The following is a 13,688-nucleotide window of genomic DNA, read 5'->3' as shown; positions in this document are numbered from 1 at the left end:
GGAGGCTTCGATGACAACGGTGGACCTGGAATTCGACCAGCTCAACAGTACCGTCGACGCGCTACGGCGCTCCATTTCCAACCGCATGATGTACGGCGTCGGCAAGGACGCGGTGACCGCGCATCCGCACGACTGGATGCATGCGGCCGCGCTCGCGGTGCGCGACCGGCTCGTCGCGCGCTGGATGAAAACCACGCGACTGCAATACGAGCAGGACGTGAAGCGCGTGTACTACCTGTCGATGGAATTTCTGATCGGCCGCACCTTCACGAATGCGCTGCTCGCGCTCGGCATTCACGATCAGATGAAGGAAGCGCTCGCGAGCCTCGGCGTCGACATGGACATGCTGACCGAACTCGAGCCCGATGCCGCGCTCGGCAATGGCGGCCTCGGCCGGCTGGCCGCATGCTTTCTCGATTCGATGGCGACGCTCGGCATTCCGGGCTTCGGCTACGGCATCCGCTACGAGTACGGGATGTTCCGTCAGCAGATCGTCGACGGCGAACAGGTCGAGACGCCGGACTACTGGCTGCGCACCGGCAATGCGTGGGAATTTCCGCGACCCGAGGTCCAGTATCTCGTGCACTTCGGCGGACGCACCGTGCAACGCGATGACCACGTCGAGTGGATCGACACCGAGCACGTCAACGCGATGGCCTACGACACCGTGATCCCCGGCTTCGCGACGGACGCGACGAACACGCTGCGCCTGTGGTCCGCGCGCGCGACCGAAGAACTCGATCTGACCGCGTTCAACCAGGGCGACTATCGCCGCGCGGTCGACGCGAAGAATATGTCCGAGAACGTCTCGCGGCTGCTGTATCCCGACGACTCGACACCGGCCGGCCGCGAACTGCGGCTGCGCCAGGAATACTTCTTCGTCTCCGCGACGATGCAGGATCTGATCCGCCGCTACATGCGCACGCACAGCACGTTCGGCCGCTTCTCGGAGAAAGTGGCCGTGCATCTGAACGACACGCACCCGGTGCTCGCGATTCCCGAACTGATGCGCTTGCTCGTCGACGTGCATCGTGTGCCGTGGGACACCGCGTGGAAATCGATCGAGCAGATGTTCTCGTACACGAACCACACGCTGATGCCCGAGGCGCTCGAAACGTGGGACGTCGAGACGCTCGCGCGACTGCTGCCGCGGCATCTCGAGATCATCTTCGAGATCAATGCTCAATTTCTGAAGCGCGTGAGCGAGCATTCGGGCCACGACACCGACATGATTCGCCGCATCTCGCTGATCGACGAATACGGGCAACGACGCGTGCGGATGGCGCACCTCGCGATCGTCGCGAGCCAGAAGGTGAACGGCGTGTCGAAGCTGCATTCGCAGCTGATGACGCGCGACATCTTCGCCGACTTCGCGCGCATGTTCCCCGAGCGCTTCACCAACGTGACGAACGGCATCACGCCGCGACGCTGGTTGTCGCAGGCGAGCCGGCCGCTGTCCACGCTGATCGACGAACGCATCGGCACGCACTGGCGCCGCGATCTGTTCGAACTGTCGAAGCTGCGCGAATTCGCCGACGATCCTACGTTCGCCGACGCATTCCGCGAAGCGAAGCGGCAGAACAAGCTGCGTCTCACGCAACACCTCGCGCAGCATCTGAAAGTGAATGTCGATCCGAACGCGCTGTTCGATCTACAGGTCAAGCGCATTCACGAGTACAAGCGGCAATTGCTGAACGTGCTGCACGTGATCGTCCGCTACAACCAGATCCGCGCGAACCCCGAGCGTGACTGGGTGCCGCGCGTCGTGATGTTCGCGGGCAAGGCCGCGTCCGCGTACCGGATGGCGAAGACGATCATCCGGTTGATCGGCGACGTCGGCAAGACGGTGAACGACGATCCGCTCGTCGGCGACCGGTTGAAGGTCGTGTTCGTGCCGAACTACGGCGTGAGCGTCGCCGAGCTGATCATTCCGGCGGCTGACCTGTCGGAACAGATCTCGACGGCGGGCACCGAAGCGTCGGGCACCGGCAACATGAAGCTCGCGCTGAACGGCGCGCTGACGATCGGCACGCTCGACGGCGCGAACATCGAGATCTGCGATGCGGTGGGCCGCGAGAACATGTTCATCTTCGGCCACACCGCCGACGAAGTGGACGAACTGCGCGCCGCCGGCTACAGGCCGCGTCAGTTATACGAAGAGAACCCCGAACTGCGCGTCGCGCTCGACCAGATCCGCACAGGTGTCTTTTCTCCGGACGATCCGTTGAGGTTCGCGGACATTTTCCATACGCTCGTCGACTGGGGCGATCACTACATGGTGCTCGCCGATTTCGCGGCGTTCGCGAAAGCGCAGGAGGAAGTCGATGCGCGCTTTCGCGATACGGCCGCGTGGACGCGTAGCGCGATCGCGAACGTTGCCGGGATGGGGCAGTTTTCGTCGGATCGCACGATCGGCGAGTACGCGAGCGGCATCTGGCATGTGAAGCCGCTCGATATCGGCTGAGTTTGTTTGCCGTTGTGCTGTTTTTTTAGCTGGTGCGGGCAACGGGGCGGCGGATGGCGCTGGCTGCTGCGCGGCCTAGCGTCGCGTTGCCGAGTGTGCGGGTGAGGGCGGCGATGACATCGTCGAGCGAGCGGCCGGTGACTTCGATGCGGAAGGTCGTGTATTCGTGGCGCTTGTCGATGGTGACGATGTAGAGGCGCAGGTCATCGCCGAGCGCGGTGTGGAGCGCGTGCCGCGCTTCTGAGGATGAGGTACCGGGGATGGTGACGTCGAGCGTCACGAACGAAACGGTAGCGGGCTGCGGTCGCGGCTTGTACTGGATACGCGGCAGCGCGGTTTCTCTCGCAAGAAGGACAGATTGAAGCATCTTGGTGGCGCCGGCACGGGGGGGTGACGGTGCGTTGTTGAGGTGGATTTACTTTAGTCTTCGAGAGGTTAACGGGGGGTTAAAGGTGGGGGTGGGGGTGTTAAGGCGGTGTTAACGGAGAGTCCTCTGCGGTGCGATGGCGTGTCCACGTCGTGTTCTGGATGGATTGGTTGGTGCTGGGTTGGTCGGGAGGCAGTGATTTTTTCGAGAATGCGTTGGACCGCTATCGGAGAGGAAGGGACACATCGACGATGTCGCCTACATGGTCGACCATCGGCGCTTGTTGGCGCGTCGGCCCCATCTTTAACGGACTCTGAAAAACAGAACAGCATGGAAGCTACGCATTCGATAAGAACAGCCAGACCGGAAGACGCAGCGAGTATCGCGGTACTTGGCGCACATGTGTGGGTGCATACCTATGCAGCGGCGGGCGTGTCCGACGTTGTCGCGCAATATGTCCTGATGACATTTACGCGAGAGAGGATCTTGGCTCTAGTGAACGATCCGGGCATCCTTCTATTGGTCGCCGAGGTAGAAGGAAACCTTGCCGGGTATATTGCCATGCGCTTTGGCTCATACCACGCGGACCTTCCCATCGAGATTGAAACGCTCTACATTCAAGACTCTTTTTCCGGTCGTGGAATCGGATCGGCACTGCTAACTCACGCCAGAAGCATTGCTGAGGAAAGAACTGGAAATCGTTCAATCTGGCTCACCGTTAATTCGCAAAACGAAAAAGCAATCTCTTTCTATCATTCACGTGGGATGAGGCAAGAAGGAGTAGCGTACTTTGAGCTTGACGGTATCAAACACGAGAACAGGGTGATGGTCGCGAGGGATTGACGCGTGTCTTGTAGGTGCTAAACGAGGTTGAATATCGTTAAATAGATGGCCAGCAACTCACGATGAAATGCACGCAAGGATGCAGATGCACAGGCGAAAGAGGTTGACCTTTTGGGGCGCTGATGAAAACGATGACAGTTTGCCGCGCGCCGTCATGGATGGTCGGAAGACAGTCACGGCCGATACCGCCGCAGAGTATTACAAACCGTACGGCGAATACGGGGACGGCAGCTATGCACCGGGTGACATCATCGAGGCCTACGATCTAAAGCAAAGGCTTCGCTGCATCATCAAAGCGACCAAAGTGTATACGATCGAATTCGGCAACATTCCAGAGGAGGTCTGGCTTGGTGAAACATTTTCCAGTGCCGAGGAATTCCGGGAGGTCCATATTCGGTGCATGCCACACGAAGACCTGCACGACCATTTTGAGCTAGTGACTCTGCATTTTGAATTGATAGAGGTTGTAGCGTGTAAAGTCCCTGACTGATACCGAGAAAGCAACGCCATAAAGCTAGTCGGTGCTTCCAAATGACGCCGTGGGTTCCGGCTTCTGAGCGTCCGTTTTCCGTGTCTTTGAAGGTCCGTAGAGGGTCGTGAACGGACGCTCGTCGATCCAATCGGAGCAGCAGCAAGTACGGGTTGCCGCGAGATCCCGACGACACACGTTCTTTGATCGTTCGCCAGGTAACGACAGTCCACAACCAGTACATGCGAGAATCGGCACCTCGAATCAGTGGATCGCATCGTCCCGCTCGACGCACTTCTTCCGTTCCCCATCCCATGCCCCGCCCCCCAACCTCCCGCACCTACGCCATGCCCGAGCGTAGCGACCACCTCGACTTCTACATCCGCGACCAAACCGCCCGCTCGCCGATCACCGAATCGCACAAGCACGACTACTTCCAGATCCAGATCAACCTCGGCGGCGACACGCACCAGGAAATCGGCGACACGGTGCGTCCATTTCCGCACAAGGCGATCGCGTTCGTGCTGCCGCATCGTGTGCATCGCATTCCGCATCCGGCGCAGTCGCGCTTTCTGGTGCTCAACTTCTCGCTGGACTTCCTGCTCGGACGCCGCCCATCCGGCGACACAAGCAAAGCATCGATAGCAGAGACAGCAAACGAGCCGATGCTCGCGCCATTCCTGCTCCAGGAGCAGATGGACTTCCTGCTGAACGACGCACAGATCGCCGAAGTCGAGACCCTCGCGCAGCGAATGATCGAACTCGACCAGCACCGCCAGTTCGGCGACACGGTACTGCTACGAGGTTACCTGCTGCAACTGATCGGGATGATCTGCCGCAGCCATCGCGAAGCCATCGAGGCGCAGTCCGCAACCGGCGCATTACGCGTAGCACGACCCGATTCAGCGTTCGCGCGCGTGTCCGATCATCTGCGCGCGACGCTGTCCGATCCGGCGCTGTCGGGTGCGTCGATTGCGGCGCACATGTCGCTGCCCGCGCGCTACGTCGCCGATCTTGTGAAGCGCGAGACCGGCAAGACAGTCGTGCAGTGGATCACGCAGACCCGCATCGACACCGCAAAGAAACTGCTCGACGAACCGGGCCGGCAGATCAAGGACATCGCGTTCCAGGTCGGCTACCGCGACGAAACCTATTTCACGCGACGCTTCCGCCAGGTGACCGGACAGTCGCCATCTGAGTATCGAGTCGCAACAGCGACAATAAAAACAGCCACGACAAAGACAGCCACGACAAAGACAGCCACGACAAAGACAGCCCGCAAATCCCGCGTTGCCCGCTGAGGAAGCAACGGCGACAGCAACGAACCCCGCGCGCCCAGCCGTACACGCAAAATAGTCCAGGCGCTCACGCCATTCTGTCCAGGCCGACCACCCACGCGAGCGATATCGTCCAGCTCTGTCGATCACACACTTCGCATGGAGTCCCGCATGGTTCAGTTCGCTATTCCCGCGCCCGCCGTCACGTCCGTCGCCATCGCCGGATCGGACGAGCGTTTCCCGGTTCGCCGGGTGTTCTGCGTCGGCCGCAATTACGCGGATCACGCGCTCGAGATGGGCGGCAATCCCGACCGCGAGCCGCCGTTCTTTTTCCAGAAGCCGACCGATGCAGTGGTGCCCGCCGCCGGCACGATTCCGTACCCGCCGCTGACGCGCGATCTGCATCACGAGATCGAGATGGTCATCGCGATCGGCAAGGAAGGTACGAACGTCGCAGCTGGCGACGCGCTCGATCTGGTGTGGGGTTACGGTCTGGGCGTCGATCTGACGCGTCGCGACCTGCAGGGCGAGGCGAAGAAAACGGGTCGTCCGTGGGATTGGGGCAAGGGCTTCGATGCGTCCGCGCCGGTGACGCCGCTGCATCCGGTATCGGCCGTCGGACATCTCGGCGCGGGCCGGATCTGGCTGTCGGTGAACGGCACGCTGCGTCAGCAGGGCGATTTGAATCAACTGATCTGGCCGGTCGCGGACATCATCCGCTACGTGTCGGAGTCGGTGACGCTGAAGCCGGGCGATCTGATTTTCAGCGGCACGCCCGCCGGCGTCGCCGCGCTGCAACCGGGCGATACGGTGCAGGGCGGCCTCGAAGGCATCGGCGAATTTGAGTTCAAGATCGGCGCTGCGGCTAACACGTAGCGCGCGATGCACTGCGCGCCGCCGCTAACCGCGGCGGCGCGCGTCAATCCTGTGTGACAGGTGCCGGCGACTGCGCCGCGCGCACGGCCTGCTCGACGCGTTCGACGAAGGCAAGCTCAAGACTCGACAGCGCTTCCCGCTCGCTGTCGCCGCTTTCGATCATCAACCGGTGCGTGACGTCCTGAGTCGTCCACGCAAGGTAGCCGACAACAATCAGCATCACGCCGCACACCAATCCCGCACCCGAACCCAGCACCCCGCCGACGATCGCCCCGACGAGTCCCACGCCCGAGATGACGAAGGGCACGACCTTGTTCTTCTGGATGGTGACGACGCGCACCGCGCGAATCTCGCGCAGCGGGAACACCTGGCCGGCGGCGGACAGCGCATTGCGCGTAACCGACACGCCTCGCTCGTTGAACGGAATTTCCATTGCTTCGCAGACTGGCTGTGTGAGTGTGTAAAGGCCGCAGGGTAACAGATGCGGCCCTTACGCCGGAAGCGGCGGGCCGCCGCACACATTTGCACAGTCCCACGCGCGAAGCACACGAATCGATCACCCCAAAAGAAAAACGCCCCGAAGGGCGTTTTTCCACTCCCACAGCAAGCCCCCCACAAACGGAAAGCCCACCGTAGCGAGTAGCAATACTTAGAACTTGTGGCGGATACCGATACGCGCAGCAACCTGGTTGTCCGCGCCCGGGCCCGACGTACCGAAGTACGACGACGGGCTCGAACCGATCTGCGCTTGCAGATCGACACCAGCGTTGCGGCCCGACGCGCCTTGATAGATACCAAGGACGTAGACGTCGGTACGCTTGCTCAGCGCGTAGTCGACGCTTGCATCGACCTGGTTGAAGTGGCCGCTGTTCGCACCCGACAGGCGCATGTACGTGTAGCCGAGGCCACCCGTCAGTGCCGGCGTGACTGCGTACTTGACGCCTGCTTCATACGCGTTGAACGTCGTCGCGCCGCCCGTGATCGGGGCAAAGCGCGTGTTCGTCCACAGGGCCCACAGCGTGGCCGGTCCGAACAGGTAGCGGCCGCCGAGGCCGAACGTGCGCAGATCGCGGATCGTTGCGCCAGTATTGACGTTCGACACCGTAGCCGAGAACGACGGAGCAGCCAGGCCCGGGAAGCGGATGTCGGTGTACGCAGCGCCAACGCCGATCGGGCCGTTCGCGTAGTTCACGCCGAAGCTGTAAGCGCGCGACGAACCCGTCGTCGTGCCAACCGTCGGCGAGCCTGCGAATGCGCCAGCCTGGTTCGAGAAGCCGTACAACGCGCCGAACGTCAGGCCCGAGAAGTTCGCGCTCGTGAACTTGACAGCGTTGTTGATACGGCTCGACGTCAACTGGTCGACGTCGTTGATGTGGTACGCGTAGTTACCCGCGACGGTGTTGCCGCCGGTCGAGTAGTTCGAGCCGAGGAAGTCGGTCGAGAACGAGTACTGACGACCGAACGTGAACGAGCCGACGCCGTCCTTCGCCAGACCGACGTATGCCTGGCGGCCGAACATCGCGCCACCCTGGCCAGCCGTGCCGTTGCCGATGTTGAAGCCGTTTTCGAGCACGAAGACAGCCTTCAGGCCGCCACCGAGATCTTCGGTGCCGCGGATGCCCCAGCGGCTACCTTGGGCGACGCCGTCGTCGAACTTGACGAGCTTGTCGTGCGTGTTGCCGCTCTTTGCGTTGTTCACATAGCTGATACCGGCATCGATGAGGCCGTACAGCGTGACGCTGCTTTGTGCGTGTGCGGTTCCCGCGATGGTTGCGAGTAGGGCGGTGGTCAAAACTTTCTTGTTCAAGGCACTCTCCGTTAGAAAAGAAGCAATCGCTAAGCCGCGCTCTAGGGCTTGGTCTTACGATTGGCCGCAAATGTAAGGGATAAGGAGCGAAAGGAATGTGACAGGAAGGTTATTCTCACTAGTTGTCGCGCGGGCGCGACAGGGGCTGGCGCAAAGGCACGGGCTGTTGCACGCGCGCGCCGCATATGCTGCGCAGGCCGCGCCCCATATGGGTATCAGAAACGATTGGTTATCGCGCCACCCGACGCATGCGACGATGCGCGTCCATTCCTGACCGCATCGACGGAGATCCGCATGCAACGTAGAAACCTCCTTGCTGCATTGACGGCATTAACGGCATTGACCGCCGTCGCGGCATTCGCCGTTTCGCCCGCGCGTGCCGACGACACCACGCTGAAGATCGGCACGATGAGCGGGCCGGACGCGCAGATCTGGTCGGTCGTGACGAAGGTCGCAGCGCGCGAAGGGCTCAACGTGAAGGTGATCGAGTTCAACGATTACGTGCAGCCGAACGCCGCACTCGATGCCGGCGATCTCGACGCAAACGGTTTTCAGCATCAGCCGTTTCTCGATAGCCAGATCAGGCAGCGCGGCTACAAGATCGTCAACGTCGGGCTGACCTATACGTCGCCGATGGGCTTCTACTCGAAGAAGTACCATTCGCTCAAGGACTTGCCGGAAGGCGCGAAGGTGGGCATCCAGAACGATCCGTCGAACGGCAATCGCGCGTTGTTGCTGTTGCAGAAGTACGGCGTGATCAAGCTGAAGGCGGGGGTGGGCACGAACGGCGTCAACGCGACGCCGCTCGACGTCGCATCGAATCCGAAGAAGATCAAGCTGGTCGAACTGGACGCCGCGCAGTTGCCGCGCGCGCTCGACGATCTCGACGCCGCGTCGATCAACACCGACTACGCAGTGAAGGCCGGCCTGCAACCGACCCACGACGCGATCGCCATCGAAGATCTGAAGGGCCCGTATGCGAACCTGATCGCGGTGCGCGCGGTCGATCGCGACAAGCCGTGGGTGAAGAAACTCGTCGCGGCGTACGAGTCGGATGAGGTGCGCAAGTACATCAACACGCAGTTCAACGGCGCGATCGTGCCGGCGTTCTGATCGTTAGAGCAAAAAAAGCCGCGCTGAGATTTCGCGCGGCTTTTCTTCATTTCAACGCAGATCTACTGCGACAGCAGCGACCCCGTCCGGAACGCCTTCTCACCCGCAATCCGCGCGACTTCCATACCCGCCGTCGCGAAACGCGTGATATGCCGCGCGTACATCACACCGGCCACGGTGCTTTTCAGCGTGGTGACGGTATCGGTCAGCGGATCGACGATGTCGGCGATCGGCGTACCCGCCTCGACATGGCGACCGACTTCCGCGCGAAATACCAGCACACCGCTCGACGGCGCGACGATCGGCTCGGTGCCTGCAAGCGGCGTCGCCGGGAATTCGAGCGGCGGCTGCGGCGCGGCCGTGCCGTCGATCACACCGCGATGCGTCAGGTACTCGATGATCGCCTGCGCGTCGTGCTCGGCCAGCGGGTACGACACGTCGTGCTGGCTGCGCAGTTCGATCGTCACGGAGATCGAGCCGTTCGGAATCGGGAAGCGGCTGCCGAAGCGCTCGCGCAGATCCGACCAGCAGAAGCTGTGAATCTCGTCGAACGGATTGCCGACCGAATTCAACGCAAGCAGCGATGCCTTCGCTTCGAGGTAGCGCGACAGCGGCTCGACCTCGGGCCACAGTTCGGGATTCGTGTAGACATGCATCGCCGCGTCCCAGTCGCAATGCAGATCGAGCACGACGTCCGCATCGTACGACAGGCGCTGCAACGCGAGGCGTTGCGATTCGATTTCGGTGACGGGCTTCTGCTCGTCGAGCGCTTCGCGCATCGCGGCGCGGATCGCTTTGCGGTTCGCGTCGATGTCGCCGGTCAAACGTCCTTCGATCACCGGCTGCACGAGCGCCGACAGATCGTAGAAGTTGCGGTTGAAGTTCTGCGCGGTATTCGATTCGAAGCGGCCCGTCAGATGGCCGAGAAAGTGCTGATTCAGACCGATCGGATTCGAGACCGGCACGATGATCACTTCGCCGCGCAGTTTGCCTGCTGCTTCAAGCGCAGCGAGCTTGCGACGCAGTGCCCACGACACCAGCATGCCCGGCAGTTCGTCCGCATGCAGCGACGACTGGATATAGATCTTCTGGCCGCCGCCGGGGCCGTAGTGGAAACTCGTCAGTTGGCGTGCGGTGCCGAGCGTCGGGGAAATCAGCGGATGGTGGTGGGTTTGCATGGTATCGGGTGAGTTGCGCGGCGCCTGAACGACGGGCCGCGAATCAGCAGTGAAATAGCGGTAAACAAGCGAGAGGCGCAGGGCATTGAAGCCACGCTGCCGGAAACATAACGGGTCGATCTTAGCCGATCCTTCAAGGCTTCGTATGCAGCAGCACGTCAAAAACACAGCCCAAAACAAAACGGGCCCCGCGTGTGGCGGAGCCCGTGATTCGTGCCTGCGCGGCGCGGGAGACCGCTGCCGCGCGAAGGCTTCAACTGCTTTTAGCCGCCGTACACGTCGAAGTCGAAGTACTTCTTCTCGATCTTCTTGTACGTGCCGTCCTTGATCATGCCGGCGATCGCCTTGTCGATGCCCGCCTTCAGATCCGTGTCTTCCTTGCGCATGCCGACGCCTGCGCCTTCGCCGAGCGTCTTCGGATCGTCGAGATCCTTGCCGACGAAGTCAAAGCCGGCGCCGCGCGGGGTCTTCAGGAAGCCGATTTCGGCTTGCACCGCATCCTGCAGCGTCGCGTCGAGACGACCCGACAGCAAGTCGGCATACACCTGATCCTGGTTCTGATACGGGACGACCTTCGCGCCCTTCGGTTCCCAGTACGCCTTCGCGTAGGTTTCCTGGATCGTGCCCTGTTCGACGCCAACCGACTTGCCCTTCAGCGAATCGGCGGTCGGCAGGATGCCCGAGCCCTTCTTCGCGACGAGGCGCGTCGGCGTGTTGAACAGCTTCGACGAGAAGGCGATCTGTTCGGCGCGTTGCGGCGTCATCGACATCGACGACAGCACGCCGTCGAACTTCTTCGCCTTCAGCGCGGGGATCATGCCGTCGAAGTCGTTCTCGACCCACACGCACTTCGCCTTCATGCGCTTGCAGATTTCATTGCCGAGGTCGATATCGAAGCCCACGAGTTTGCCGTCGGAACCCTTCGATTCGAACGGCGGGTAGCTGGCGTCGACGCCGAAACGGATGGTGGTCCAGTCTTTTGCGTGCGCACCGATCGAGACGGTGGCGAGCAGGGCAACCGTCAAAGCTGCTAGCAGTTTTTTCACTGTTTTTACTCCTCGAGTGGTTCGTGTAGTCGCGCCGGCGGTTGTGCCGCCCCGCGACATGGCCCGGCATATTAGCCGGACCTGATCTAGGTTGCTAGCCGACGGCCAGCAACGCGCGCCAAAGCTTACCAGTTCAAAAAGATCCCGGAGTCAGTGAAACACCGGATGGCCGAGGAGAAGCGCTTCTAAACCGCATGGTGCGGCGCAGCGATTGGGCATCGCGTAAGGGCGTCGTAACCCATGCGGGTTACGACGTTGAGGGCGTGCAAAGACCCGCGTCAGACGATCCGCAACCCCGCGCGGTACGTCGCGCGCGGCACCGGCAATGCGTCGAGCATCGTGACGCGCACGAAGTCCGCACGCAGCCCCGGCTCGATCGCGCCGCGATCGTGCAGGCCCGCGCTGCGAGCCGGTTCGGCGGACACCGTTGCGATCCCCTGCGGCAGCGTCCAGCCGGCCTTGTCGACGAGTTCGAACGCGGCGGTGAGCAGGCTCGACGGCACGTAGTCCGACGACAGGATGTCGAGCAGGCCGGCCTCCGCGAGCTCGAGTGCGGACACGTTGCCCGAATGCGAACCGCCACGCACGATGTTCGGCGCACCCATCACGGTCGACAGGCCGTGCGCGTGTGCCGCTTCGGCGGCGATGCGGGTGGTCGGGAATTCGGCGAGCACGATGCCTTCGGCGGCGGCCTGCTCGACGTGCTCGATCAGCGTGTCGTCATGGCTTGCGACCGGCACGCCGAGCGTTGCGCAACGCGCGACGATCTCGCGACGATGTGCATCGGCAAAGCGCTGCTGTTCGCTTTCGAGTTCGGTGAGCATCAGGCTCGCCTGCTCGTCGGTCCACTTGCCGTGACGTTCCTGGAAGCGGCGCCATTGCTCGCGGTCGTGCCACTGACGCTGCCCCGGCGTGTGATCCATCACCGACGCGAGTCGCAGCAGCGGATGACCGCACAGCGAATCGAACACTTCGACGACGTCGGCGGTCGCGATCTCGCAGCGCAGATGCAGGAAGTGTTCGGCACGCAGCAACCCGCGCGCGGAGAAACGTTCGAGTGCTTCCGCGCATTTCGTCTGGATCTCGCGGCCGCGAATGCCGACCGTCGCGCGCGTACCGATCGCGAGCGCGTCGAACACGGTCGTGATGCCGGCCGCCGCGACCTGCGCGTCGTGGATCACGAACGCGGCGTCGGTGTTCCAGAACACGCCGGGCCGGGGTGCGAGATGCTTCTCGAGGTTGTCGGTATGCAACTCGATCAGGCCGGGCAGCAGATAGTCGCCGTCCCAGTCCTCGGCGTCGCGTGCGGACGTGTTGCCGCGTTCGACGTCGCGGATCACGCCGTCCTCGATGCGCACCGCGCCGGTGAAAACTTCGTCTCGCGTCACGACGCGAGCGTTTTTGATCAACATCGACAGGCTCCGTAATCAGGCAAACTCAGCAGGCAAACTCAGCAGGCAAATTCAGCAGTCAGATTCAATGCAGCACGACGTCGCGTTGCGGCGGCGCGAGTTCGAAGCGTCGCGTCGCGACCTGCGCACGCGTGTCCTCGTCGTGGAAGATGCCGACGATCGCCGCGCCGCGTTCGCGTGCATCGACGATCAACCCGGCCACGATAGCGCGGTTTTCGGCGTCGAGCGAGGCGGTTGGTTCGTCGAGCAGCAGCAGCGGGTGGCCGGCGATCAATCCACGCGCGATGTTCACGCGCTGCTGTTCGCCGCCGGAAAACGTCGCCGGCGCCAGCGACCATAAGCGGCGCGGGATGTTCAGCCGCGCGAGCAGCGCTTCTGCGCGCGCGTCGGCTTCGTCCTGCGCGACGCCGCGCGAAACCAGCGGCTCGGCGACGAGCGCGAGCGTCGTCACGCGCGGAATCACGCGCAGGAACTGGCTCACGTAACCGACTACCGAGCGGCGCAGATGCAGCACGTCGTGCGGTTGCGCGGACGTGATCGCGATATGTTGCGCGGTCTGTGTGTCATCGCGGATCGCGATCGAGCCGCGACTCGCCAGATAGTTGCCGTACAGGCAGCGCAGCAGCGTGCTCTTGCCCGCGCCTGACGGGCCGACCAGCACGACGCATTCGCCGCGCGCGACGTCGAGCGACACGCCGGAGAGCGCGTCGATCCGCACGCCGCCCTGGCCGTGCAGCGTGAACGTCTTCGCGACGTCGACCGCGCGCAGCATCAGCGCGGCGTTGTCGGCAAAAGCGCGCGCATGGTTGCGCAATTCGATGGATGACATGGCTTTA

General features: G+C 62.4%; 13 protein-coding genes. 6 read left to right on the top strand and 7 right to left on the bottom strand.

The annotated features are described in order from the left end of the window. Window positions 1-10 precede the first annotated feature (10 nt). Window positions 11-2,464: a glycogen/starch/alpha-glucan phosphorylase gene (locus E1748_RS05295; RefSeq protein WP_133646081.1), complete on the top strand. Its 2,454-nt coding sequence runs from the start codon at window positions 11-13 to the stop codon at window positions 2,462-2,464. A gap of 25 nt (window positions 2,465-2,489) precedes the next feature. Here E1748_RS05295 and E1748_RS05290 read toward each other — a convergent pair whose 3' ends face one another. Continuing rightward, a complete protein-coding gene (locus E1748_RS05290) occupies window positions 2,490-2,831 on the bottom strand; it encodes a hypothetical protein (protein WP_133646080.1) in 342 nt (113 codons plus the stop codon). Between the two features lie 330 nt (window positions 2,832-3,161). On the opposite strand from E1748_RS05290, the gene E1748_RS05285 reads away from it, so the two are divergent. The 4 genes from E1748_RS05285 (at window position 3,162) to E1748_RS05270 (ending at window position 6,296) form a co-directional block, all read left to right on the top strand. Further along, complete coding sequence (locus E1748_RS05285) at window positions 3,162-3,674, top strand: GNAT family N-acetyltransferase (RefSeq protein ID WP_166653506.1); 513 nt, start codon at window positions 3,162-3,164, stop codon at window positions 3,672-3,674. A 103-nt stretch (window positions 3,675-3,777) separates the two neighbouring features. Next, window positions 3,778-4,164: an ASCH domain-containing protein gene (locus tag E1748_RS05280; protein ID WP_240766332.1), complete on the top strand. Its 387-nt coding sequence runs from the start codon at window positions 3,778-3,780 to the stop codon at window positions 4,162-4,164. A gap of 326 nt (window positions 4,165-4,490) precedes the next feature. Continuing rightward, entirely contained in the window at window positions 4,491-5,444 is a 954-nt protein-coding gene (locus E1748_RS05275; protein ID WP_240766330.1) for a helix-turn-helix transcriptional regulator, read from the top strand. A gap of 147 nt (window positions 5,445-5,591) precedes the next feature. After that, window positions 5,592-6,296 carry a fumarylacetoacetate hydrolase family protein gene (locus E1748_RS05270; protein WP_133646077.1) on the top strand — a complete coding sequence of 235 codons (705 nt, stop codon included), beginning with the start codon at window positions 5,592-5,594 and terminating at the stop codon, window positions 6,294-6,296. A 43-nt stretch (window positions 6,297-6,339) separates the two neighbouring features. On the opposite strand, the gene E1748_RS05265 is transcribed toward E1748_RS05270, so the two are convergent. Both E1748_RS05265 and E1748_RS05260 read right to left on the bottom strand, forming a co-directional pair. Beyond that, on the bottom strand, window positions 6,340-6,729 hold the full coding sequence (locus E1748_RS05265) for a DUF6232 family protein (protein WP_133646076.1): 390 nt from the start codon (window positions 6,727-6,729) through the stop codon (window positions 6,340-6,342). Window positions 6,730-6,945: 216 nt separating this feature from the next. Next, entirely contained in the window at window positions 6,946-8,103 is a 1,158-nt protein-coding gene (locus tag E1748_RS05260; RefSeq protein ID WP_133646075.1) for a porin, read from the bottom strand. A gap of 294 nt (window positions 8,104-8,397) precedes the next feature. Here E1748_RS05260 and E1748_RS05255 point away from each other — a divergent pair, with 294 nt between their 5' ends. Beyond that, the gene (locus E1748_RS05255; RefSeq protein WP_133646074.1) at window positions 8,398-9,216 is read left to right on the top strand and encodes a MetQ/NlpA family ABC transporter substrate-binding protein; all 819 of its coding nucleotides are present in this window, start codon (window positions 8,398-8,400) and stop codon (window positions 9,214-9,216) included. A gap of 62 nt (window positions 9,217-9,278) precedes the next feature. Here the strand turns inward: E1748_RS05255 and E1748_RS05250 are convergent, their stop codons facing one another. The 4 genes from E1748_RS05250 to phnL all read right to left on the bottom strand — a co-directional run bounded on the left by E1748_RS05250 (window position 9,279) and on the right by phnL (window position 13,681). Next, on the bottom strand, window positions 9,279-10,394 hold the full coding sequence (locus E1748_RS05250) for a succinylglutamate desuccinylase/aspartoacylase family protein (RefSeq protein WP_133646073.1): 1,116 nt from the start codon (window positions 10,392-10,394) through the stop codon (window positions 9,279-9,281). A gap of 263 nt (window positions 10,395-10,657) precedes the next feature. Beyond that, complete coding sequence (locus E1748_RS05245) at window positions 10,658-11,440, bottom strand: ABC transporter substrate-binding protein (RefSeq protein WP_133646072.1); 783 nt, start codon at window positions 11,438-11,440, stop codon at window positions 10,658-10,660. 278 nt (window positions 11,441-11,718) lie between these two features. Beyond that, window positions 11,719-12,852, bottom strand: a complete 1,134-nt coding sequence (locus E1748_RS05240) for an alpha-D-ribose 1-methylphosphonate 5-triphosphate diphosphatase (RefSeq protein ID WP_133646071.1) — start codon at window positions 12,850-12,852, stop codon at window positions 11,719-11,721. A gap of 64 nt (window positions 12,853-12,916) precedes the next feature. After that, complete coding sequence (phnL, locus tag E1748_RS05235; protein WP_133646070.1) at window positions 12,917-13,681, bottom strand: phosphonate C-P lyase system protein PhnL; 765 nt, start codon at window positions 13,679-13,681, stop codon at window positions 12,917-12,919. Between the last annotated feature and the right edge of the window lie 7 nt (window positions 13,682-13,688).

The organism is Paraburkholderia flava (assembly GCF_004359985.1).
In the GTDB taxonomy this organism is placed as follows: domain Bacteria; phylum Pseudomonadota; class Gammaproteobacteria; order Burkholderiales; family Burkholderiaceae; genus Paraburkholderia; species Paraburkholderia flava.
Note: the sequence above shows the minus strand (reverse complement) of the source record. Positions and strands in the feature narration are given on the sequence as shown.